This is a genomic window from Actinomadura graeca (assembly GCF_019175365.1).
GTDB lineage: Bacteria > Actinomycetota > Actinomycetes > Streptosporangiales > Streptosporangiaceae > Spirillospora > Spirillospora graeca.
The window spans coordinates 1,252,783-1,274,409 of record NZ_CP059572.1; the positions used below are offsets into that span (position 1 = coordinate 1,252,783).

Consider the following 21,627-nt stretch of genomic DNA (forward strand, 5'->3'; position numbering starts at 1 on the left):
GCACGGGCCGCCGGGCGGGCGACCTGGCCCGGGATCGCGGCGGGCACTGTCCGAGGGGGGCGATAGTTTCGGAGTGTGAGCGATCGATGGGACCGTGCCCAGGTCCTCGGGCTGGCACCGGACGCGGCGGCGGCCAAGGCCGCGGGGGCGGCCGCCCGGCCGGCCGCCTGGTCGGGCGCGGGCTGCGACGGCGAGGCCGTCTGGGGCGAGTGCCAGGGCAGCGGCAAGGGCGCCTACCGGACGTGCGCCGACCTGGCCGGGCCCGCGTTCCGCTGCTCGTGCCCGAGCCGCAAGTTCCCCTGCAAGCACGCGCTCGCGCTGCTGCTGCTCTGGAGCGACGGGGCCGTCGGGCCGGGCCCCCGCCCCGGGTGGGCCGCCGAATGGGTGGAGGAGCGGCGCGAGAGGGCCGGCCGGTCGCGTGAGCGGCGCGCGGCGACCGCCGCCAAGGCCCGCGACCCGAAGACCGCCGAGCGGCGCGAGCGGCGCGTCGGCGACGGGCTCGCCGAGCTCGACCAGTGGCTGCGCGACCAGGTCGCGCACGGGCTCGCGCAGGCCGAGAAGGCGCCCTACCGGCTGTGGGACGACGCGGCGCGGCGGCTCGTCGACGCGCAGGCGGGCGGGCTCTCCGGTCCCGTCCGGGGCCTGGCGGCGGTCCCGCGGCGGCCCGGCTGGCCCGACCGGCTCCTGGAGGAGTACGCGCTGCTGCGGCTGCTCGTCCGGGCGTACCAGCGGCGGTCGGAGCTGCCCCCGGGGCTGCGCGACACCGTCCGCGCGAGGATCGGGTTCACCGTGCCGCAGGACGACGTCCTGTCCGGGGGCGAGCGCGTCCGCGACCTCTGGTCGGTGACCGGGGCGCGCGACGTGCCCCAGGAGCAGCTCACCACGCGGCGGGTGTGGCTGCGCGGGCGGCGGACGGGACGTCCCGCGCTCGTGCTGTCGTTCGCCCCGCCCGGCGGCACGCTCGACGCGTCCCTCGCCGTGGGCACCGAGGTCGACGCGGAGCTGGCGTTCTACCCCGGCGCCCAGCCGCTGCGCGCGCTGGTCGCCGGGCGGCACGGCCCGGCCAGGCCGGGCACGCCCGCAGGCACCGGCGTCCGGGGCTTCCTCGGCGAGCACGCCGAGGCCCTCGCGCGGGACCCATGGCTGGACCGGTGGCCCGCCACGCTCGCGGCGGTGCGGCTCGCCCGCGCCGAAGGGGGCGGCCTGCACGCCGTCGACGACGCGGGGGACGCGCTGCCGCTCCGCCTAGACGACCCCTGGCGGCTCCTCGCGGTCTCCGGCGGCGGCCCGGTCGCCCTCTCCGGCGAGTGGACCGCCCGGGGCCTGCGCCCGCTGGCCGCCTGGCACGCCGACGAGGGGGCCGTGACCCTGTGAGCGCCTGGTCCGACCACGTCACGGCCGCCCTGCTCGGCACCGAGCGCCGCGACCCGCCCGTCCTCCCGGAGGCGCCCGGGGATCCCGGCGACAAGGCGGCGCGCCTGCTCGACCAGGCCGCCGTGCTGACCGTCCGCCGCCGCGCGGGACGCCTCCCCGCCGCCGGCGCCGAGGTGATCGCGGCGGCCCCGGCCGAGACCGCCCCCGTCGTCCCCCCGGCGGCCGCCGGGCGGCTGGGGCGGATCCTCGCCGGGGAGCAGATCAGGGTGCTGCCCGAGTGGCTGGACGCGGCGGCCGCGCACGGGTGGCGGGTGCCCGCCCGGCTGCTGCCCGAGCTGATGGAGCGGGGCCGCGGCGACCGGATGCTGCGTCCGTCGATCGCCCGGTCCGCGGGACGCCGCGGGGTGTGGCTGGCCTTGCAGAACACCGACTGGGCCTACCTCGTCGGGGCGGGCGACGACCCCGGCGGCGGCGCGGAGGTGTGGGAGACCGGGACGCGCAACCAGCGCGTCGCCTTCCTGACGGCCCTGCGCGGCGGCGACCCGGGCCGCGCCCGCGAGCTGCTCACCGGGACGTGGGCGGCCGAGCCCGCCCCCGACCGCGCGGCGTTCCTCGCGACGTTCGGGCAAGGGCTGTCGCCGGACGACGAGGAGTTCCTGGAGGCGGCCCTGGAGGACCGCGGCAAGGACGTCCGGCAGCTCGCCTCCGACCTGCTCGCCCGCCTGCCGGGCTCGGCGTACGGGCGGCGCATGGCGGCGCGCGCCCGCGCGTGCGTGGCGCCGCGGACCCGGACCGTCCGCGGGCGCGAGCAGACGTGCGTCGCGGTCGAGCCGCCGCGCGAGCACGACGAGGACCTGGCCCGCGACGGCGTCCCGTTCCACCCCAGCGGGTCGTTCGCCCCCGGCGGCCCGAACGGTCCCATCGGCGCCCGGGCCGCCTGGCTCCGGGAGATCCTCGCGCGCACGCCCCTCGGCACCTGGACGGAGACGTTCGGCCTGCCCCCGATGGAGATCGTCTGCCTGCCCCTAGGTGGCCCGGCCCCGCGCGGCGCCCCGGACGGCGCCCGGGACGACGGCACGGCGGCGTCCGGCGACGCCGACGGGCGGATAGCGCGGGACGTGCACATCGGGTGGGCGCGGGCGGCGCTCAGGCAGCGCGACGCCGAATGGGCGCGCGCGCTGCTCAAAGGCGGTGTCGTGGTGGACGAGCCGGAGGCGCTCGCCGACCTGCTGGCCGTCCTGCCGCCCGGCGAGCGGGAGCCCGCGGCGGCGGACCTGATCCGGTGGGTGGACGGCCATCCCGACCTGCTGCGCGTCCTCGAACGCGTGCCGGGCCCCTGGACGGGCGCGCTCGGCGCGGCCGTGGTCGCGACGCTGGCCTCCGCCGCCGAGCGGCCCGCGCACCGCGACGAGCACGCGCTCACCCGGCTGTGCCGGCTCGCCGACCAGCGGCTCGACCCGTCCGCCGCGTCCCGGCTGGAGGCCGCCGGCGCGGCCGCGCCGCGCGCCGTCCACGACCTGGTCACGACCCTGCGCTTCCGCGACGAGATGCTGAAGGAGCTTGCCCTGTGACGATCGACGAGCCCGGGCCGACGGGGGGCCGTCCCCCCGCGGGGGCGGTGCTGCGGCCGCACGCCGAGCAGGAGTACGCCGGCGAGCTGGCGCGGCTGGCCGAGCACGACGACCGGCCCCGCCCGCCGGGCTGGCGGCTGTCGCCGTGGGCGGTCACCCTGTACCTGCTCGGCGGCGGGCTCCCCGACGGCACGGTGATCGGCCCGAAGTACGTGGGCCCGCGCCGTCTGGTGGAGGTCGCGGTCGCGACGCTCGCCACCGACCGGGCGCTGCTGCTGCTCGGCGTCCCCGGCACGGCCAAGACGTGGATGTCCGAGCACCTGGCCGCCGCCGTCAGCGGCGACTCGACGCTGCTCGTGCAGAGCACGGCGGGGACCTCCGAGGAGGCCGTCCGGTACGGGTGGAACTACGCGCGGCTGCTCGCGGAGGGGCCCTCGGAGAAGGCGCTGGTGGAGGGGCCGCTGATGCGCGCGATGCGGACCGGGTCCGTCGCGCGGATCGAGGAGCTCACCCGGATGCCGTCCGACGTGCAGGACACGCTGATCACCGTCCTGTCGGAGAAGACGCTGCCCGTCCCCGAGCTCGGCACCGAGGTGCAGGCGCGCAAGGGCTTCACGGTGATCGCGACCGCGAACGACCGTGACCGGGGCGTCAACGAGCTGTCCAGCGCGCTGCGCCGGCGGTTCAACACCGTGGTCCTGCCGCTGCCCGCGTCCGCCGAGGACGAGGTGGAGATCGTGGCGCGCCGGGTCGGCGAGATCGGCGCGGCGCTGGAGCTCCCGGAGGGCCCGGCGGGGCTGGAGGAGATCCGCCGGGTCGTCACCGTGTTCCGTGAGCTGCGCTCCGGGGTCACCGGCGACGGCCGCACCAAGCTCAAGTCGCCCAGCGGGACGCTCGGCACCGCCGAGGCGATCTCGGTGGTCACCAGCGGGCTGGCGCTGGCCGCGCACTTCGGCGACGGGGTCCTGCGCGCGGCGGACGTGGCCGGCGGCATCGTCGGCGCCGTCGTCCAGGACCCGGTGTCGGACCGCGTGGTGTGGCAGGAGTACCTGGAGACGGTCGTGCGGGACCGCCCCGAATGGCTCGACTTCTACCGCGCCTGCCGGGAGGTCTCTTGACGGGGCCCCGGGTCGAGGTCTACGGCGTCCGGCACCACGGCCCGGGGTCGGCGCGCGCGCTGCGGGCCGCGCTGGAGGACTACGGGCCCGACGCGGTGCTGATCGAGGGGCCGCCGGAGGCCGACCCGATCGTGGGGCTGGCCGCCGACCCCGGGATGGTGCCGCCGGTCGCGCTGCTGGCCTACTCCCCCGCCGCCGACGGCGACGACCGCAAAGCCGCGTTCTGGCCGTTCGCCGAGTTCAGCCCGGAATGGCAGGCCGTGCGGCATGCGCTCGCGGCGGGCGCCGCCGTCCGGTTCTGTGACCTCCCGGCGGCGAACCAGCTCGTCCCCGCGGCGGACGGACCCCAGGACGCGCCGGCCGGGGCGGAAGCCTCCGGCGAGGACGCGATGCGGCTCGACCCGCTGGGCCTGCTCGCGGAGGCCGCGGGCTACGACGACACCGAACGCTGGTGGGACGACGTCGTCGAGCACCGCCACGACGGCCCGTCGCCGTTCCCCGCCATCGCGGAGGCCATGACGGAACTGCGGGAGCGCGTGACCGCGCCGCCGGAGGACGCCGCGGGCGCGCCGCCGGGGTACCGGCGGCGCGAGGAGCAGCGCGAGGCCCACATGCGCCGGACGCTGCGCCGCGCCCTGAAGGACGGGTACGGGCGGGTCGCCGTGGTGTGCGGCGCCTGGCACGTCCCCGCCCTGCTGGCGAAGGTCCCCGCCGCCCGCGACGACCGGACGCTGCGCGGGCTGCCGAAGGTGAAGGTCGCCACGACCTGGGTCCCCTGGACGCACGGGCGGCTCGCCGGGCGGTCCGGGTACGGCGCGGGCGTGCGGTCCCCCGGCTGGTACCAGCACCTGTTCACGGCGCCCGACCGGCCGGTCGAGCGCTGGCTCACCGCCGCCGCCCGGGTGCTGCGGGAGGAGGGCCTGCACGTCTCGTCCGCGCACGTGATCGAGGCGGTCCGGCTCGCCGAGGCGCTCGCCGCGCTGCGCGGCCGTCCCCTCGCCGGGCTGGACGAGGTCACCGAGGCGGCCAGGGCGGTGCTGTGCGAGGGCGCCGAGCTGCCGGTCGGGCTGATCCGGCGGCGGCTGGTCGTCGGCGAGCGGCTCGGCGCCGTGCCGGAGCGGACCCCGATGGTGCCGCTCCAGCGCGACCTGCAGGCCGAGCAGCGGCGGCTGCGGCTCAGGCCGTCCGCGTCCGGCAAGGAACAGGACCTCGACCTGCGCAAGCCGACCGACCTGGACCGCAGCCGGCTGCTGCACCGCCTGCGCCTGCTGGAGGTCGACTGGGGCGTGCCGTCCGAGAGCCGGTCGAAGGGGACGTTCCGCGAGACGTGGACGCTCGAATGGCGGCCGGAGTTCGACGTCGAGCTGATCGAGGCGAGCGCCTGGGGCACCACCGTGCGCGGCGCCGCCACCGCCCGGGCGGAGGCGCTGGCCGCGTCCGCGGAGGCGCTCGCCGACCTCACCTCCGTCGCCGAGCGGTGCCTGCTCGCCGACCTCGGCGGCGCGCTGCCCGCGGTGATGGGCGCCCTCGCCGACCGCGCCGCCGTGGACACCGACGTCGCGCGGCTGATGGCGGCGATGCCCGCGCTGGTCCGGGCGCTGCGGTACGGGGACGTGCGGGGCACGTCCACCGGCCCGCTCCGCACCGTCGTGGACGGCCTCGTCGTGCGCGTCTGCGTGGGCCTGCCGCCGGCGCTCACCGGCCTGGACGACGACGCCGCCCGCGACCTGCTCGGCCACATCGACGCCGTCCACGGCGCGCTCGCCCTGCTCGGCGACGAGGGGCACGTCGAACGGTGGCGCCGGACGCTGGAGGGCGTCCTCGCCCGCCCGGCCGCCCTGCACGGCCTCGTCGAGGGCCGCCTCACCCGCCTCCTGCACGACGCGGGGCGGCTCGGCGACGTCCCCGACCGGATGGCCCGCGCCGTGTCCGTGGGCGCCGCGCCCGGCCGCGCCGCCGCCTGGGTCGAGGGGTTCCTGTCCGGCGGCGGCCTGCTGCTCGTGCACGACGAGGCGCTGCTGCGCCTCGTGGACGGCTGGATCTCCGGGCTGCCCGCGGGCTCGTTCACCGACGTCCTCCCCCTGCTGCGCCGCACGTTCGGCGCGTTCGGGGCGGCGGAGCGGCGCGCGGTCGGCGAGCGGGTCCGCCGCCTCGGCGGCGGCGCGGAGGCGCCCCGTCCCGCCGGGGACGGCCTGGACGCCGACCGCGCCGCCCCCGCCGCCGCCACGGCCCTGGCGATCCTCGGCTGGAAGGAGTCCTCATGAGCGACGACGACGGCGAGCGGCTGCGGCGGTGGCGCCTCGTGCTCGGCGGCGAGCGCGCGGACGGCACCGGCGTGGCGCTGACCGGCGACGACGCCCGGATGGACGGGGCGCTGGAGCGGCTCTACGGCGCGGGCGACCGGGACGCGGGCCGGTCGCGGCCGGGGCGGCGCGGCGCCGGGCTCGGCGACTCGGCGCCGTCGGTCGCGCGGTGGCTGGGCGACATCCGCGCCTACTTCCCGTCCACGGTCGTCCAGGTCATGCAGCGGGACGCGATCGAGCGGCTCGACCTCACCCGGCTGCTGATGGAGCCGGAGATGCTGGAGGCCGTCGAGCCGGACGTCCACCTGGTCGGCACGCTGCTGGCGCTCAACCGGGTGATGCCCGACCGGGCGCGGGAGTCGGCGCGGGCGGTGGTGCGGACCGTCGTCGCCGACCTGGAGCGGCGGCTCGCGCAGCGGACCCGGTCGGCGGTCGGCGGGGCGCTCGACCGGTCGGCCCGCGTCCACCGGCCCCGGCGGCCCGCCGACGTCGACTGGGACCGGACGATCCGCGCGAACCTGCGGCATTACCTGCCCGAGCACCGCACGCTCGTCCCCGAGCGGCTGGTCGGGTACGGGAGGCGGCGGCGGGCCGTCGAGCGGGACGTGGTCCTCGCGATCGACCAGAGCGGCTCGATGGCGGCGTCGGTGGTGTACGCGAGCGTGTTCGGCGCGGCGCTGGCCTCGACGCCGTCGCTGCGGACGTCGCTGGTGGTGTTCGACACCGCGGTCGCCGACCTCACCGACCGGCTGCACGACCCGGTGGAGGTGCTGTTCGGCACGAGGCTGGGCGGCGGCACCGACATCGACCGCGCGGTCGCGTACTGCCAGGGCCTCGTCACCCGCCCCAACGAGACGATCTTCGTGCTGGTCAGCGACCTGTACGAGGGCGGGAACAGGGAGGCGATGCTGCGGCGGGTGGCCGCGATGGCCGCGTCCGGCGTGCGGGTCGTGGTGCTGCTGGCGCTGTCGGACGAGGGCGCCCCCGCCTACGACCACGACAACGCGGCGGCGCTGGCCGCCCTCGGCGTCCCCGCGTTCGCGTGCACGCCCGACGCGTTCCCCGGTCTGATGGCGGCCGCGATCGAACATCGCGACCTGAAGGAGTGGTCGGAGCGCTCAGCGGGGGGCCGGTGAGGACCTGAGGCCCGCCGCCAGCAGGACGACCACCAGCGCGGTGACGGCGGCGTGCCCGGCGAGGGCCGGGGCGTCGACGTCGACGAGCGCGCCCCAGGCGCCCCACAGCGCGACCCGGGCGACGCGGGCGGCCATCACCGTCCAGGCGCCGCCCCTGCTGCCCCGCCACGCCATGATCACCGCGACGAGCGTGACGGCCGCCAGCAGGGTGAACGACGTGGCGACCACGGGCAGCAGGCCGCCGCGCGCGCCCTCGGTCAGCGACGGGCGGGCGATGAGGATCGCGAGGGACGCGACGTCCAGCGCGGCCAGCAGCCCGGCCAGGATCAGGCCGGTCACCGTCGCGGGGCCGCGCCGCAGGACCCGGTGCGGCCGCCCCGCCGCGGGCACCGGGTCCTGCGGACGATTGAGGCCCGCGCCGGTGCCAGGGGCGGGGGCGTGGACGCTGCCGGGGCCGGGGCCGGGGCCGGGGGCGTACGGCCCGGGAGCGGGTTGGTGCAGGGTCGGCGGTTCGGCGCCGCGTGTGATTCCGGCGGCGGGCGTCCACCCCGGCGCGGTGCCCGCCGGGACGGGCGGCGGCGCGGCGCCCCAGGTACCGGCGGGCGGCGCCTGGTACTGCTCGGTGGCCCCCTGCCCGGTGGCACCCGGCGCAGCGCCTGCCCCGGAGGCCCCCGGACCGCCGTAAGGGACGGTGCCGCCATAGGGGGCGGTCCCGCCGTAGGGGGCGGTGCCGCCGTGGACCGGCGCGGCCCCGGCGCCCGCGCCCCCGTGGACGGTGGTGGAGGACGGCGAGAAATCGCGGGGGGTCTGCGGGGCGCCGTTCTCGCCCAGGAGGCGGAGGAGGACGTCCCCGGAGGTGGGGCGGTCCGCCGGGTCGCGCGCCAGGCACGCGGCGGCGACCTCGGCGATCGGGCCGGGCAGGGCGCCGAGGTCGGGCGTCTCGTGCATGATCCGGTACATCACGGCGGGCAGCGGGCCCCCGGCGAACGGGTCGCGGCCGGTGGCGGCGAACAGCAGCGTCGCCGCCCAGGCGAACAGGTCGGTGGCGGGGCTGACCCGGCCGGCGAACTGCTCGGGCGCCATGTAGGCGGGCGTCCCGACGACCTGGCTGGTCAGCGTGGCGCCCGCGTCGAACGCGCGGGCGATCCCGAAGTCGATCACGCGGGGGCCGTCCCGTCCCATCAGGACGTTCTGCGGCTTGAAGTCGCGGTGCACGATCCCGGCGCGGTGGATGGCGGTGAGCGCGGTCACCGAGCTGATCGCGAGCCGGTCGAGGTCGGCGCCGGCGCGCGGGCCGTCCTCCAGGACGAGGTCGCGCAGCGACCGGCCCTGCACGTACTCGCTGACGATGTAGGGGCGGTCGCCCGCCATGTCGGCGGCGAGCATCTGCGCGGTGCAGAACCCGGCGACGCGCTGGAGCAGGGCCAGCTCCCGGACGAACCGGGCGCGGGCCGCGGCGTTCCCCATGAGCTGGGTGTGCAGGAGCTTGACCGCGACGAGCGGCGGCAGGGCGCCCGGCTCGACCGGGCGGCCGAGGAAAACCACGCCCTGCCCGCCGGTGCCGATCCGGCCGAGCAGCTCGCAGCCGCCGAGGTGGGTGGGGTCGGTGGCGTCGAGGGGAAGCGGACCCGACATTCGCACCCCCGTGGGTCCCCGAAAAAAGAAGCCTTTCACCGGGCACAAAACCGCTCCGCCCGGCATCAAAGAGTATAGGTTCGGCCGGCCCGGAGCGGGAGACGACGCATGCGCGAGATCCATTCGAGAATTGCCCGGCGCAGAGCCGCGGCGGTGTCCTTCACGGCACTGTGCGTGGCCGCGGGGACGCTCGCGGGCTGCGGCGACGCGGGGGCGACGATCACCCGCCTGACCGTGGGGTCGCCGGGTCCCGAGCCGTACACGCTGATGTCGGGCACCGACCAGATGAAGGTCGCGAACCGCCCGCAGGCGGGCGGGACGCGGGAGGGCGACTCCCCCGGGCTGTACGGCGGGACGCGCCACGCGGCGAGCTGCGACCAGAACAAGCTGATCGCGTTCCTGCAGGCCAATCCGGCGAAGGCGAAGGCGTGGGCCGGGGTCCAGGGGATCCCGGTGACCGACATCCCGCGCTACGTCTCGCGGCTCACCCCGGTCCTGCTGCGCACGGACACGCTGGTGACCAACCACGGCTGGGACGGCGGGAGGGCGACCAGCGGGCCCGCCGTCCTGCAGGCCGGAATGGGCGTCCTCGTCAATGGCTACGGGGTCCCCACGGTGAAGTGCAATTGCGGCAATCCGCTCACCCAGCCGGAGAAGAAGATCTCCGCGGGGAAGGCGTCCTACCGTGGCCGGTCCTGGCCGGGCTTCGAGAAGGCGAAAGTGACCAAGGTGCGGCCGAGGGATTCCCGGAAGGGGACGATCGAGACCTTCGTGCTCGTCGACCCGGGCGCCACGATGGGCTTCGAGCGGCCCCGCGCGACCACCGGGCCGGTGGACGGCCCGCCCACCGACCTGCCCGAGACGGAGCTGGCGGTGACGTCCGGTGAGCCGTCGCCCACCGACTCCGGCGGCGCCTCGCCGGAGACGGACGCGCCGACCGGGGAGCCGGGCACGCCCGGCCCCGACCTCTCGACCGGGCCCACCGGCCCCACCGAGTCCACCGGGCCGACCGAGCCCACCGACCCCGGGCCGACCGGCGGGGAGCCGTCGCCGGAGGTCTCGGGCGACCCGAACTACGGTGGCACGGGCATCGACCCGGGGGCCTCCGAGCCGTCCCCGGGCGGGCCGGACGTCCCGATCTCCATGGAGCCGTCCCGCGAGCCGGAGGCCCCTGCCACCTGGTAAGGGCCATGGGGTACATTTGCTCATATGAGCAGTGCTTCATATGTGACCCCCGCCGAAGCGTGCGCCGTCCGCGTGATCGACGCCGAGAAGGTCGCCGTCGTCTCGGCCTCGCTGCCCGACGCCGAGACGATCGCCGAGCTCGCCCAGGTGTTCGCGCTGCTGTCCGACCCCGGGCGGCTGCGGGTGATCACCGCGCTCCTCGAAGGCGGCGAGATGTGCGTCTGCGACATCGCCGCGTCCTGCCGCACCTCGGAGTCGGCGGTCTCGCACGCGCTGCGCCTGCTGCGCGCCAACCGGGTCGTCCGTGTCCGGCGGGCGGGGCGGATGGCGTACTACCGGCTGGACGACTCCCACGTGCGGCTGCTGCTCGACCTCGCGCTCGCCCACGTCGGACATGGCGAGGAGGAGACATGACCGGACGGCACGCCTCGGCGGCGAACGGCCACGGGCCGGGACACGACCAGGGGCACGGACACGGACACGGGCAGGGACACGGGCACGGGCACGGGCACGGCGTCTCCGCCGACGCCGACCGCCGCTACCTGGGCGGCGCCCTCGCGCTGATCATCGTCTACATGACCGGCGAGGTCGTGATCGGCCTCCTCGCCCGGTCGCTGGCCCTGATCTCCGACGCCGCGCACATGATGACCGACGCGTTCGCCATCGCGCTGGCGCTGGTCGCGATGCGGATCGCGGCGCGCCCGCCGAAGGGCGGCTACACCTACGGGCTGCGCCGCACGGAGATCCTGTCGGCGCAGCTCAACGGGCTGACGCTGATCCTGCTCGCGGTGTTCTTCGTCTACGAGGGCGCGCAGCGGCTGATCGACCCGCCCGACGTCGAGGGCCATCTGGTGTTCTGGACCTCCCTCGCCGGGATCGTGGTGAACGTGGCGGCGTCCTGGCTGATCAGCCGGGCGAACCGGTCCAGCCTCAACGTCGAGGGCGCCTTCCAGCACATCCTGAACGACCTGTACGCGTTCATCGCCACGGCCGTCGCGGGCCTCGTGGTGTGGACGACCGGCTTCGCCCGCGCCGACGCGCTCGCCTCCCTGCTGGTGGCCGCGCTGATGCTCAAGGCCGGGTACGGGCTGCTGCGCGACGCGGGCCGCGTGCTGATGGAGGCCGCGCCCGCCGGCATCGACCCGTCCGAGCTCGGCGGGCGGCTGGCCCGGCGGCCGTGCGTGGAGGAGGTCCACGACCTGCACGTGTGGGAGGTCAGCTCCGGCTACCCCGCGCTGTCGGCGCACGTGCTCGTGGACGCCAAGGGCGACTGCCACGCCGTCCGGCGCGACCTGCAGCGGCTGCTGCGCAGCGCGTACGGGATCACGCACACGACGCTGGAGGTCGACCACGTCGACGAGACCGCCCAGCCCGAGGGCGGCCACGGCCACTGCGAGAACCCGCACGGCCCCCGCCACGTCTCCGGCGCCGCGCCGCACGAGCACGCGGGCCGGGCCGCCTGCGAGCACTGACCGCCGGACGGCCCGTCACCGGCCGAACAGCGCCGCCGCCGAGTCGTGGCAGACGGCCCGGAGCCAGTCGTCGCCCAGGTCCAGCGCGGCCAGCGCCTCCAGCTGGTGGGCGTAGGCGTAGGGGATGTTCGGGAAGTCGGTGCCGAGCAGGATCCGGCCCTCCAGCCCGAGGTCGCGGAGACGCGGCACCAGCGCGCCCGGGAACGACCCCAGCTCGTCGAAGCGGGTGAACGTCATCGTGGTGTCCAGGCGCACGCGGTCGTAGCGGTCCGCCAGGGCGAAGAAGCCCTCGTACTCCGGGGCGCCCAGGTGCGCGATGATCGCGGGAAGGGACGGGTGGCGGGCGAGGACCTCGCCGAACGGGCCCGGGCCGGTGAAGCCGTTGTGGACCGGACCCGACCCGGCGTGCACGACCGCGGGGGTCCCGGCCTCGGCGAGCAGGCCCCACACCTCGTCCAGCTCCCCGGCGCGCGGGTCGAAGCCTCCGACCTGGAGGTGCACCTTGAACACGCGCGCCCCCTCCTCCAGCGCGCGCCGGACGTACCCGGCGGCGCCCGGCTCCGGGTAGAACGTCGCGGTCGGCAGGCACTCGGGGACGCGGGAGGCGAACGCGGCGGCCCACTCGTTCAGCGACGCCGCCATGCCCGGGCGGTGCGGGTAGACGAGCGAGGTGAACGCCCGGACGCCGATCCCCCGCAGGAACGCGAGCCGCCGGTCCTCCGGGTGCCGGTAGCGGATGGGCGGCCACGGCGCCCCGAGCAGCGGGCCACCCTCGTCGAAGTACTCCCAGACCGCGCTCATCAGCCGCGGCGGCATGAAATGGACGTGCACGTCGATCAGGCCGGGCAGCCCCAGCGCCTGCCAGAACGCCGGGACGGCCGAGTCGGAACGCGGTTCCACCACGTCCCAGACCCTAGGCGATCCGGGCCGGCGCCCGGCGCCGGGTAGTGTGGCGCGGGTGCGGAGCAAGGGGGAGCTTGAGGAGGCGATCGGGGCCGGCGGCCGCGCCGTGCTGGTGGTCAACTCCCGCTCCCGGCGCGGCCGCCGCCTCTACGGGACGGCGCGGCGGCTGCTGCGCGAGGCGGGGCTGGAGTTCGTCCACGTCTTCCCCGTGACCGAGCCGGGGCGGCTGCGCGAGCTGTTCGCCGACGTCCTCGCCCTGCGCCCCGACCTCGTCGTCGTCGGCGGCGGGGACGGGACGGTCGCCGAGGCGGTCGGGCACCTGGCGCACCGCGACATCGCCCTCGGCGTGCTGCCGCTCGGCACCACCAACAACTTCGCGCGGAGCCTGGAGCTGCCGCTGGACCTGCCCGGCGCCGTCCGCACGCTCGCCGTCGCCCGCCCCGGCGGCGGCAAGGTCGCCGACGTGGACGTCGGCTGGTTCGCCAGCACCGGCGACCCGCAGGACGGCGGGGCCGGCGGCGACCGCGAGCACATCTTCGCGAACATGATCAGCATCGGGCTGTCGGTGAAGGTCGCCGGGAGCGTCCCGCACACGCTCAAGCGCGTCCTCGGCCGTCCCGCCTACGCGCTCACGGCCGCGGCGCTGCTCCCCCGTCACGAGGCGTTCACCGCGCGCGTCACGATCGGCGGCGAGACCCGCGAGCTGATGACGCACCAGCTCAACGTCGCCAACGGTGCCCACCACAGCGGTCAGCGCATCGCCCGCGACGCCAGCCCCGACGACCGGCTCCTCGCCGTCTACCGGCTGGGCGACGAGCGGCGGCTGCGGCTGGCGTCGGCCACCGCCCGGCACGTGCTGACCGGGCCGTGGCGGTCGCTGGACGAGGACGCCTTCCTCACCACCGCGCACGTGGAGATCGAGACCGACCCGCCGCTGCGGGTGGACGTGGACGGCGAGGTCCGCGGCCGCACCCCCGTGACGATCCGGCTGCGCGGCAACGCCCTGCGGGTCATCGTCCCGCAGGGCTTCGACGACACCTGAGCCGTCCCCGCCCGAGCGGCCCCGGCTCACGGATCCGGGCTCCCGGCCCTGGCTCCGGCCCTGGCCCTGGCTCCGGCTCCGGCTAGAGCACGCCCCGGGCGGAGAGCAGTTCCTTCAGGCGGCCGTGCGGGAGGGCCGGGGAGCGGTGCCCGTCCCGTCCGATCATGGTCTCGGCGCCGAGGAGGACGTTCAGCACGGCCTCCTCGACCGCCTGGACGACCGCCTCGTAGAACGGGTCGATCCGGTTCCACGGGACGAACCGGAGCGTGTCGTAGCCCGGGTCCCCCTCCGGGAAGCCGCCGCTGATCGCGCCCGGGTTGGCGGTGGAGAACGCCAGGAAGATGTCGCCGGACGAGTGCTGCCCGTAGGTGCCCGTACGGGCGAGGCCCATCGGGACACGGCGGGCCAGGGCGGTGCACTGGCCGGGCAGGAGCGGCGCGTCGGTGCCGACGACCACGATGACCGAGCCCGCCCCGGACAGCCCGAGCCAGTCGGTGTCCTGCATCGGGTTGTCGTCGGCCATGTCCGCGCCGACCGGCACCCCGCATACCGTGAGCTGCTCGCGGCCCCCGAAGTTGGCCTGGACGAACACGCCGACCGTGTAGGCGTCCGGCCCGTGCTCCACGATCCGCGAGGACGTGCCGCTGCCGCCCTTGTAGCCATAGCAGTTCATGCCCGTCCCGCCGCCGACGGAGCCCTCCTGGACGGGTCCGCCGCGCGCCGCGTCGATCGCGGCGACGGCGTGCTCGGGGCGGACGTGGTCGCCGTGGATGTCGTTGAGGTAGCCGTCCCAGGTCTCGGCGACCACGGGCAGCATCCACTCGCGGGCGGACGGCCGCTCGCGCAGCGCCCACTGGATCGCGCCGCGGTGGCACGGCCCGACCGCGTGCGTGTTGGTGATCAGCACCGGCAGGGTCAGCGCGCCGGTCTCGGCGATCCAGTGCGACCCCGTCATCTCGCCGTTGCCGTTGAGGGCGTGGATGCCGGCGGCGCAGGGGTCGGCGAAGCCGGACCTGCCGCGCGGCAGCAGCGCCGTCACGCCGGTGCGGACCGGGCCGCCCCCGGCGGTCAGCGGCCCGTCGCCGGAGATCAGCGTGGTGTAGCCGACCTCCACCCCCGGGACGTCGGTGATGGCGTTGTGCGGGCCGGGCGCTCCGGGCAGCGGCAGGCCGAACGGGCGGGCGCGGGTCATCGGTCCCCTTCCAGGTCATGGAGTGCGCAGCCGGTGGCGTCGGCGGCGGCGGCGAGCAGCAGGCGCGCGGCCCGCGCGGTGTCGAGGGTGGGCACGGCCATGACGATGTGCAGCCCGTACCCGTCCTCCAGGGCGACGAGGTTGCGGGCGATCGTGGTGGCGTCGCGGGTCAGCGTGAACGCGCCGGTGGCCGCGCCCGACTCCAGGATCCCGGTGTAGATGCCGACCTGCCGCTCGTACAGGCGGATGTGCTCGGCGGCGTACGAGCTCTCCCGGCGGGCGATGGTGCCGAGCTCGTACAGCAGCACGCACAGCTCGTCGTCCGGGCCGGTCGGCAGGCCGCTGCGGACCATCGCCGCCAGCCTGCGCCGCGGGTCGGGCTCGTCGCGCACGGCCGCCTCCCGGGCGGAGCAGAACCGGTCGACGGCCTCGCGCTGCACCTCCCTCAGCAGGTCGATCAGGGTCGGGAAGTAGTACAGGACGGCGCCGGACGACATCTCCGCCTGCTCGGCCACATCGCGCAGCCGCAGGTCGAGCACGCCGCGCTCGATCACCGCGCGGCGTGCGGCGGCGACGAGGGCGGCGCGCCGCTCGTGGGCCCTGCTCGGTCGTGCCATGCCCGACATTCTCTGAAGATCTTTCAGACAATTCAAGTCAGAGCTGAGATCAAGTAAGACGAGACCAGAATGTTACACGGACCATCCTTGACCTGGGAGGCGGGTGTTCTTTGATACTCGTTCGAAGAATTCTTTGTCGAGGAGGTGCCCCATGGCCGCACCCGAGGTCCGTCCTCCGGCCGCCGCCGACCGGCCGCCCGCGCTGCACCGCGGCCTGCGCACGGTCGGCGCGCTGCTCATCGTCCTGTCGGCGGTGACGCCCGCGTCCTCCGTCTTCATCATCGCGCCGGGGGTGATCTCGCAGGCGGGCACTGGAGCGTTCCTGAGCTTCGCCGCGGCAGGCGTCGTCGGCATCTTCATGGCGTTCGTGTACGCCGAGCTGTCGTCGGCCTACCCCCTGACCGGCGGCGAGTACGCGATCGTCGGCCGGACCCTCGGCCGGATGCCCGGCTTCGTCGTGCTGGGCCTGATCCTCATCAGCCAGCTGCTGATCCTCGCGGTGATCGCGCTCGGCGTCGGCACCTACCTGGGCGTCCTCATCGACGGCCTGAACGGGCCGGTCGTCGCGGCCGTCACGGTGGTCCTCGCGACCGTCGTCGCGATCTTCGACATCAAGGTCAACGCGGTGGTCACCGGGATCTTCCTGGCGATCGAGATGATCGCACTGGTCGTGCTGTCCGCGCTCGGGTTCCTGCACGTCGAGCGCCCCTTCACCGACCTGGTGACGAACCCGGTCGTGGCCGGTGAGGGCTCCGGCGTGACCGCGGCGTCCGCCGGGCTGATCGCCGCCGCCACCGCGGTCGCGATCTTCTCCTACAACGGCTACGGCTCGGCCGTGTACTTCGGCGAGGAGACCCACGACGCGAAGAAGGCCATCGCCCGGACGATCCTGTGGGCCCTCGGCATCACGGTGGCGGCGGAGCTGATCCCGATCACCGCCGTCCTGCTCGGCGCCCCCGACCTGGACAAGCTGCTGCACTCGGAGAACATGCTGGAGTACTTCATCACCGAGCGCGGCGGCGACACCCTCAACACCGTGATCAGCCTCGCCATCGCGCTCGCCATCCTCAACGCGGTCATCGCGATCATGCTGCTCACCGCCCGGCTGGTCTTCAGCTCGGGCCGGGACGGCACCTGGACGCCGAAGGTCGACGGCGCCCTCACCGCGCTCCACCCGCGCTTCGGCACCCCCTGGATCGCGACGATCATCGCCGGCGCCCTCGGCACCGCGGCGTGCTTCCTGGACGAGAAGTTCCTCCTCGTCGTCACCGGGACGTCCCTCGTCGCCGTGTACGCGGCGCTGTGCCTCGCGGTGATCGCGGGGCGCCGGAACGGGAGCACCGCCCACGCCGGGTACCGGATGCCGCTGTTCCCGCTGGCGCCGGTCGCGGCGCTCTGCGCGCTCGTCTACGTCATCTACCAGAACGCCAAGGACACCGAGGTCGGCCGTCCCAGCCTGTTCGTCACGCTGGGCGTGATCGCGGTGTCCGCGGCCTACTTCGCGCTCGTCCTGCGCCGCCGGGGCGGCTGGCACCTCAAGGGCGCCGAGGACGACTGACCGCGGGCCACCGCGGCGGACCGCCGTCCCGCGTGGGGGGACGACGGCCCGCCGCGGGTCATCGCGGGTCCCCGGCCATGGTGTAGGCGCCGGCCTCCAGGCGCTCGATCAGCCCGCGGGTCCACGTCGCCGCGGACTCGGCGGAGTGGACCCACCAGCCGAGCAGCTCGCGGAGGTGGTCGCCGGCGTCCTGCTCCTCCAGGTGCGGGGCCACGGACCCGCGCCACTCCGCCAGGCCGTCCAGCCGCTCGCGCAGCAGCCGGACGGCCTCCTCGCGCGTCAGCTCGGTGAGGAACCCGAGCCCGGCCGTCAGCATCTCGGGGTGCCGGACGTCGACCGTGGCGAGGGCGCACCGCAGCAGCCGCAGGAACTCCTCCCGGCCCGCCTCGGTGATCTCGTAGTCGGTGTGCGGCGGCCCGGCGTCGCTCTCCTCCACGTCGTGTGCGCGCAGCAGGCCCTCCTTGGCGAGCTGCTTGAGCGCGTGGTAGATCGAGCCGGGGTTCACATGGGCCCACTCGTCGGACCCCCACGAGATCAGCTCGCGCCGCACCTCGTACCCGTGCGCGCGCCCGAACCGCCGAACCCCTCCGAGGACCAGCAGCCGCGTCGTCGACATCCTTCCCCCGTTCACCCGGCGCGCTCCGCTGACCGCGCCGGGATCAGGCTAGAGCGTCGGAGCGGCCGCGGCCCCCCGACCCCGTGCGATCACGGCCGGTTCCTCAGCAGGTCCACGTCCGCGGCGGTCAGCCGGAGCCCGGCGGCGGCCATGTTCTCCTCCAGGTGCGCGGGGGAACCGGTGCCGGGGATGGCCAGCATGACGGGCGACAGGGCGAGCAGCCCCGCGAGCAGGATCTGCGGCACCGTCGCGCCGTGGCGGGCCGCGACCGCCCGGACGCGCTCGTCGTCGGGGATGCCGAAGCCGCCGAGGGGGAAGTAGGGGGCGTAGGCGATGCCGTCGCGCTCGCACACCGCGAGGAGCCCGGCGTCCTCGGGCCGTGTCACGTCGAACCGGTTCTGGACGGCGGCGACCGGGGCGATGGCCCGCGCCTCCTCCAGCTGCGCGAGGCTCACGTGGCTGATGCCGAGGTGCCGGATGAGGCCCTCCTCGCGGAGCCCGGCCAGGACGGCGAAGCGCTCCCCGATCGGCTCGTCCGCCGGAGGCTCCAGGCCGCCGGGCCGCAGGTAGACGAGGTCGAGCCGGTCGAGGCCCAGTTCTCGCAGGTTGCGCTCCACCTCGGCGCGCAGTCCCGAGGCCGGGAGCTGGCCGGTGGGCGCCGGGTCGTCCGGGCCCCGGGACGGCCCGACCTTCGTGGCGATCACCAGGCCCGGCGGGTAGGGGCCCAGCGCCGTGCGGATCAGCTCGTTCGCGGCGAGCCCGTGCCGGTGGTAGAACGCGGCGGTGTCGATGTGGTCCACGCCCAGCTCGACGGCGCGCCGCAGGACGCCGAGGACGGTGTCGCGGTCGTTGGCGGGGCCGTTCCGCGTCGAGGCGGCCAGGCGCATCGCGCCGAAACCCATCCGGGCGACCCGCAGGTCCCCGCCCAGGTCGAAGTGCCGTTGTGCGGTGATCTCGGTGGTCATGGGCCTCACTGTGCCGGGCGGGCCGTCCCGGGACGGCCCGCTGGCAGCTTGCTGCCATTCCGCCGGTCCCGGACGTGCTGGCACACTGGACGGCGATGGGCGCCGACCTCGACCGGAACGTGGTCCTGCGCGGCGAGGCCGAGCTGGCCGAGCGCGCCGGGCACCTGTTCGACGCCCGCGAGGAGTTCGTCTGCGCGGCGCGTGACCTGCGGACCTGGGCGCTGCCGGGGGTCCGCGAGGAGATCATCGCGAGGCGCCTGCGCCGCGGCGGCGCCGGGGCGGGCGGGCCCGCCGCCTTCAAGCTGCACAATCCGGTGGCGCTGGCCGACGAGGACTCCGAGCGGCGGCTCGTGGAGATCGCCCGGCACGGCCCGCGCGTCCGGATCTGCGCGACGCCGCTGCCGCACGAGACGATCGTCATCGACCGGCGGGTCGCGATCCTCGCGGGCCCGCCGCGGGCCGGGGTCCGCGAGTACACCGTCGTCCGGTCGCCGGGCGTGGTGAAGGGCGTGATCTCGCTGTTCTGGGCGACCTGGGAGACGGCCGCCGACCTCGCCGACTACCGCCGCGGCCGCCCGCCCGCGCTGACCGAGGAGAGCCGCCGCATCCTGCTGCTGCTCGGCGGCGGCCTGAAGGACGAGGCGGCCGCGCGGCGCCTCGGCCTGTCGCTGCGCACCTACCGGCGCCGCGTCGCGGAGATCCTCACGCTGCTGGACGCCGAGTCCCGGTTCCAGGCGGGCCTGCGCGCGCACGAGCTCGGGCTGCTCGGCTGACACCGCCGGGCGGACGGCCCACCGTGCGGCGGCGCGCCGCCCTAAGCTCGATGCCATGCCGACCGCCTTCATCACGGGAGCGACCGCGGGCCTCGGCGCCGCGTTCGCCCGCCGCCTCGCCTCCGACGGGCTCGACCTGGTCCTCCTCGCCCGCGACGGCGAGCGCCTCGAACGCGCCGCCGCCGGCCTCCGCGACAGGTACGCCGTCCGGGCCGAGACGCTGCGCGCCGACCTGTCCACCGAGGAGGGCCTGGCCGCGGCGGAGGAGCGCGCCCGGGGGGACGTCGACCTGCTCGTCAACAACGCCGGCTTCGGCAACAAGGGCAAGTTCCTGGACGTGCCCGTCTCGGACGAGACGACCATGCTGAGGGTGCACTGCGAGGCCGTCCTGCGCCTCACGCACGCCGCGCTGCCCCCGATGCTGGACCGGGGCCGGGGCGCCGTCGTCAACGTCGCGTCGGTGGCGGCGTTCACGGCGCGCGGCACCTACGGCGCGTCCAAGGCGTGGGTGGTGGCCTTCAGCGAGGGCGTGGCCGCCGACATCGCGGGACGCTCGCGCGGCCGGGTCCACGTGATGGCGCTGTGCCCCGGCTTCGTGCACACCGAGTTCCACGACCGCGCCCGGATGGACATGTCCGGCGTTCCGGACTTCATGTGGCTGGAGGACGAGGCCGTCGTGGACGCGGCGCTGCGCGACCTGCGGCGCGGCGCGCGGATCAGCGTCCCGGGGGCGCAGTACAAGACGATCGTGGGCGTCACCCGGCTCCTCCCCCGCGGGCTGGTCGCCCGGCTGTCGTCCGACAGGGGCCGCAAGTACACCTGATCCGGCGGCGTGTCCCCGTCCCGGTTCCGGGATGCTTGGGGCATGCGGGTACTGGTGACGGGTGCGGCGGGGTTCGTCGGATACGCGGTCGGGCGGCGTCTCGCCGCCGCCGGGCACGAGGTGGACGGGCTGGTCCGCCGCCCGGACGCCCGCCTCCCGGACGGGGTGCGCCCCGTCCACGGCGACCTGCTCGACCCCGGCGGGCTGCCGCGGGGCCCCTATGACGGCGTGTGCCACCTGGCCGCGCTCACCCGCGTCCGCGAGTCGTTCGCCGAGCCGCTGCGGTTCTTCGCCGCCAACGTGCAGGGGACGGTCAACCTCCTCCGGGCCGTGGGCGGCACCCGCGTCGTGTACGCCTCGACCGCCGCCGTGTACGGCACGCCCGACCGGCAGCCGATCCCCGAGACGGAGGGCACCGCGCCGACCAGCCCGTACGGGGCGTCGAAGCTGGCGGCCGAGCAGGCCGTCCGCTTCCACGCCCGCACCGGCGAGATCGGCGCCGTGGTGCTGCGGACGTTCAACGTCGCCGGCTCGGTGGACGGGCGCCCCGACCCCGACGAGACCCGGCTGATCCCGAAGGCGCTCGCGGTCGCCGCCGGCCGCGCGCCGCACCTGGAGATCAACGGCGACGGCGCCGCCGTCCGCGAGTACCTGCACGTGGACGACCTCGCCGCCGCCCACGTCAGCGCGCTGGAGGCCGTCCGCCCCGGCGAGGACCGCGTCTACAACGTCGGCAGCGGCGCGGGCGCGGCCGTCCACGAGGTCGTCGCGGCCGTGCGGGAGGTCACCGGGCGGCCCGTCCCCACCCTGAGCCGCCCGCCGCGTCCCGAGCCGCCGGTGCTGCTCTGCGACGCCACCGCGATCACCGGCGGGCTCGGCTGGCGGCCGGCCCGCTCGTCCCTGCCGGAGATCATCGCGGGCTCGTGGGACGCCCTGACCCGCGCGGACGGCTAAACTCCCCGCGTGCCCGAGCCGAAGTTCGAAGTCCAGATGTTGCACGACCGTGTCATGATCAAGGTGGAGAAGGACAGCGGCGAGCGCCGCAGCACCGGCGGGATCGTGATCCCCGCGACGGTCGAGCAGGCCAACCGCCTGGTGTGGGGCGAGGTCTGCGGCGTCGGCCACCACGTCCGGATCGTCAAGCCGGGCGACCGCGTGCTGTTCCATCCCGGCGACCAGTACGAGGTCGAGATCCAGGGCGAGAACTACCTGATCATGCGCGAGCGCGACCTGCACGCCATCGCCAGCGAGCGTCCCGAGCACGGCACCGGCCTCTACCTGTAGCGCCTCCCTTCCCGGTGCCGCGGGTTCGGACGGCTCCCCGCGGGCACGACCGTGGTGATC

General features: G+C 76.0%; 20 protein-coding genes. 14 read left to right on the forward strand and 6 right to left on the reverse strand.

Annotation, left to right across the window (positions count from 1 at the left end; translation table 11 throughout):
- The first annotated feature begins 75 nt into the window (after positions 1 to 75).
- Genes AGRA3207_RS05850 through AGRA3207_RS05870 form a run of 5 tightly spaced genes read left to right on the forward strand, consistent with a single transcriptional unit; the run spans position 76 to position 7,502 of the window.
- A complete protein-coding gene (locus tag AGRA3207_RS05850) occupies positions 76 to 1,374 on the forward strand; it encodes an SWIM zinc finger family protein (RefSeq protein WP_231333522.1) in 1,299 nt (432 codons plus the stop codon).
- Positions 1,371 to 2,945, forward strand: a complete 1,575-nt coding sequence (locus AGRA3207_RS05855; RefSeq protein ID WP_231333523.1) for a DUF5691 domain-containing protein — start codon at positions 1,371 to 1,373, stop codon at positions 2,943 to 2,945. The genes AGRA3207_RS05850 and AGRA3207_RS05855 overlap by 4 nt, the downstream gene beginning before the upstream one ends.
- The gene (locus AGRA3207_RS05860; RefSeq protein WP_231333524.1) at positions 2,942 to 4,063 is read left to right on the forward strand and encodes an ATP-binding protein; all 1,122 of its coding nucleotides are present in this window, start codon (positions 2,942 to 2,944) and stop codon (positions 4,061 to 4,063) included. Before AGRA3207_RS05855 ends, AGRA3207_RS05860 begins: the two co-directional genes overlap by 4 nt.
- Complete coding sequence (locus tag AGRA3207_RS05865) at positions 4,060 to 6,327, forward strand: DUF5682 family protein (RefSeq protein ID WP_420830872.1); 2,268 nt, start codon at positions 4,060 to 4,062, stop codon at positions 6,325 to 6,327. Before AGRA3207_RS05860 ends, AGRA3207_RS05865 begins: the two co-directional genes overlap by 4 nt.
- Complete coding sequence (locus AGRA3207_RS05870; RefSeq protein ID WP_231333526.1) at positions 6,324 to 7,502, forward strand: VWA domain-containing protein; 1,179 nt, start codon at positions 6,324 to 6,326, stop codon at positions 7,500 to 7,502. The genes AGRA3207_RS05865 and AGRA3207_RS05870 overlap by 4 nt, the downstream gene beginning before the upstream one ends.
- Here the strand turns inward: AGRA3207_RS05870 and AGRA3207_RS39760 are convergent.
- The gene (locus AGRA3207_RS39760; protein WP_273700011.1) at positions 7,485 to 9,137 is read right to left on the reverse strand and encodes a serine/threonine-protein kinase; all 1,653 of its coding nucleotides are present in this window, start codon (positions 9,135 to 9,137) and stop codon (positions 7,485 to 7,487) included. The two genes, AGRA3207_RS05870 and AGRA3207_RS39760, sit on opposite strands and share 18 nt — an antisense overlap.
- 108 nt (positions 9,138 to 9,245) lie before the next feature.
- On the opposite strand from AGRA3207_RS39760, the gene AGRA3207_RS05880 reads away from it, so the two are divergent.
- Genes AGRA3207_RS05880 through AGRA3207_RS05890 form a run of 3 tightly spaced genes read left to right on the forward strand, consistent with a single transcriptional unit; the run spans position 9,246 to position 11,794 of the window.
- Positions 9,246 to 10,322 (forward strand): DUF6777 domain-containing protein, encoded by a 1,077-nt coding sequence (locus tag AGRA3207_RS05880; RefSeq protein WP_231336548.1) that lies wholly within the window; start codon positions 9,246 to 9,248, stop codon positions 10,320 to 10,322.
- Between the two features lie 24 nt (positions 10,323 to 10,346).
- On the forward strand, positions 10,347 to 10,736 hold the full coding sequence (locus tag AGRA3207_RS05885) for an ArsR/SmtB family transcription factor (protein WP_231333527.1): 390 nt from the start codon (positions 10,347 to 10,349) through the stop codon (positions 10,734 to 10,736).
- The gene (locus AGRA3207_RS05890; protein WP_231333528.1) at positions 10,733 to 11,794 is read left to right on the forward strand and encodes a cation diffusion facilitator family transporter; all 1,062 of its coding nucleotides are present in this window, start codon (positions 10,733 to 10,735) and stop codon (positions 11,792 to 11,794) included. The genes AGRA3207_RS05885 and AGRA3207_RS05890 overlap by 4 nt, the downstream gene beginning before the upstream one ends.
- Positions 11,795 to 11,809: 15 nt before the next feature.
- Here AGRA3207_RS05890 and AGRA3207_RS05895 read toward each other — a convergent pair whose 3' ends face one another.
- Positions 11,810 to 12,697: an amidohydrolase family protein gene (locus AGRA3207_RS05895; protein WP_231333529.1), complete on the reverse strand. Its 888-nt coding sequence runs from the start codon at positions 12,695 to 12,697 to the stop codon at positions 11,810 to 11,812.
- 55 nt (positions 12,698 to 12,752) lie between these two features.
- Between AGRA3207_RS05895 and AGRA3207_RS05900 the strand changes: the two genes are divergently transcribed.
- Positions 12,753 to 13,739, forward strand: coding sequence for a diacylglycerol/lipid kinase family protein (locus AGRA3207_RS05900; protein ID WP_231333530.1), 987 nt, complete (start codon positions 12,753 to 12,755; stop codon positions 13,737 to 13,739).
- A gap of 82 nt (positions 13,740 to 13,821) precedes the next feature.
- Here AGRA3207_RS05900 and AGRA3207_RS05905 read toward each other — a convergent pair whose 3' ends face one another.
- On the reverse strand, positions 13,822 to 14,931 hold the full coding sequence (locus AGRA3207_RS05905; RefSeq protein ID WP_231333531.1) for a DmpA family aminopeptidase: 1,110 nt from the start codon (positions 14,929 to 14,931) through the stop codon (positions 13,822 to 13,824).
- Positions 14,928 to 15,548, reverse strand: coding sequence for a TetR/AcrR family transcriptional regulator (locus tag AGRA3207_RS05910; protein ID WP_231333532.1), 621 nt, complete (start codon positions 15,546 to 15,548; stop codon positions 14,928 to 14,930). Before AGRA3207_RS05910 ends, AGRA3207_RS05905 begins: the two co-directional genes overlap by 4 nt.
- A gap of 151 nt (positions 15,549 to 15,699) precedes the next feature.
- On the opposite strand from AGRA3207_RS05910, the gene AGRA3207_RS05915 reads away from it, so the two are divergent.
- Positions 15,700 to 17,106 (forward strand): APC family permease, encoded by a 1,407-nt coding sequence (locus AGRA3207_RS05915; protein WP_231333533.1) that lies wholly within the window; start codon positions 15,700 to 15,702, stop codon positions 17,104 to 17,106.
- Positions 17,107 to 17,164: 58 nt separating this feature from the next.
- Here the strand turns inward: AGRA3207_RS05915 and AGRA3207_RS05920 are convergent, their stop codons facing one another.
- Complete coding sequence (locus AGRA3207_RS05920; RefSeq protein ID WP_231333534.1) at positions 17,165 to 17,722, reverse strand: PadR family transcriptional regulator; 558 nt, start codon at positions 17,720 to 17,722, stop codon at positions 17,165 to 17,167.
- A gap of 89 nt (positions 17,723 to 17,811) precedes the next feature.
- Entirely contained in the window at positions 17,812 to 18,687 is an 876-nt protein-coding gene (locus tag AGRA3207_RS05925; RefSeq protein ID WP_231333535.1) for an aldo/keto reductase, read from the reverse strand.
- Positions 18,688 to 18,761: 74 nt separating this feature from the next.
- On the opposite strand from AGRA3207_RS05925, the gene AGRA3207_RS05930 reads away from it, so the two are divergent.
- Genes AGRA3207_RS05930 through AGRA3207_RS05945 form a run of 4 tightly spaced genes read left to right on the forward strand, consistent with a single transcriptional unit; the run spans position 18,762 to position 21,567 of the window.
- Entirely contained in the window at positions 18,762 to 19,460 is a 699-nt protein-coding gene (locus AGRA3207_RS05930; protein WP_231333536.1) for a DNA-binding response regulator, read from the forward strand.
- 55 nt (positions 19,461 to 19,515) lie between these two features.
- Positions 19,516 to 20,283: an SDR family NAD(P)-dependent oxidoreductase gene (locus AGRA3207_RS05935; RefSeq protein WP_231333537.1), complete on the forward strand. Its 768-nt coding sequence runs from the start codon at positions 19,516 to 19,518 to the stop codon at positions 20,281 to 20,283.
- A gap of 42 nt (positions 20,284 to 20,325) precedes the next feature.
- Complete coding sequence (locus tag AGRA3207_RS05940) at positions 20,326 to 21,237, forward strand: NAD-dependent epimerase/dehydratase family protein (RefSeq protein ID WP_231333538.1); 912 nt, start codon at positions 20,326 to 20,328, stop codon at positions 21,235 to 21,237.
- A 9-nt stretch (positions 21,238 to 21,246) separates the two neighbouring features.
- On the forward strand, positions 21,247 to 21,567 hold the full coding sequence (locus AGRA3207_RS05945) for a GroES family chaperonin (protein WP_231333539.1): 321 nt from the start codon (positions 21,247 to 21,249) through the stop codon (positions 21,565 to 21,567).
- The last annotated feature ends 60 nt before the right edge of the window (positions 21,568 to 21,627 follow it).

What these genes read in the sequence shown, in the direction of transcription:
- AGRA3207_RS05870 (WP_231333526.1), top strand. Translation starts at nt 6,324, where the DNA reads ATGAGCGACGACGACGGCGAGCGGCTGCGGCGGTGGCGCCTCGTGCTC.
- AGRA3207_RS39760 (WP_273700011.1), bottom strand. Translation starts at nt 9,137, where the DNA reads ATGTCGGGTCCGCTTCCCCTCGACGCCACCGACCCCACCCACCTCGGC.
- AGRA3207_RS05880 (WP_231336548.1), top strand. Translation starts at nt 9,246, where the DNA reads ATGCGCGAGATCCATTCGAGAATTGCCCGGCGCAGAGCCGCGGCGGTG.
- AGRA3207_RS05885 (WP_231333527.1), top strand. Translation starts at nt 10,347, where the DNA reads ATGAGCAGTGCTTCATATGTGACCCCCGCCGAAGCGTGCGCCGTCCGC.
- AGRA3207_RS05890 (WP_231333528.1), top strand. Translation starts at nt 10,733, where the DNA reads ATGACCGGACGGCACGCCTCGGCGGCGAACGGCCACGGGCCGGGACAC.
- AGRA3207_RS05905 (WP_231333531.1), bottom strand. Translation starts at nt 14,931, where the DNA reads ATGACCCGCGCCCGCCCGTTCGGCCTGCCGCTGCCCGGAGCGCCCGGC.
- AGRA3207_RS05910 (WP_231333532.1), bottom strand. Translation starts at nt 15,548, where the DNA reads ATGGCACGACCGAGCAGGGCCCACGAGCGGCGCGCCGCCCTCGTCGCC.
- AGRA3207_RS05915 (WP_231333533.1), top strand. Translation starts at nt 15,700, where the DNA reads ATGGCCGCACCCGAGGTCCGTCCTCCGGCCGCCGCCGACCGGCCGCCC.
- AGRA3207_RS05920 (WP_231333534.1), bottom strand. Translation starts at nt 17,722, where the DNA reads ATGTCGACGACGCGGCTGCTGGTCCTCGGAGGGGTTCGGCGGTTCGGG.
- AGRA3207_RS05925 (WP_231333535.1), bottom strand. Translation starts at nt 18,687, where the DNA reads ATGACCACCGAGATCACCGCACAACGGCACTTCGACCTGGGCGGGGAC.
- AGRA3207_RS05935 (WP_231333537.1), top strand. Translation starts at nt 19,516, where the DNA reads ATGCCGACCGCCTTCATCACGGGAGCGACCGCGGGCCTCGGCGCCGCG.
- AGRA3207_RS05940 (WP_231333538.1), top strand. Translation starts at nt 20,326, where the DNA reads ATGCGGGTACTGGTGACGGGTGCGGCGGGGTTCGTCGGATACGCGGTC.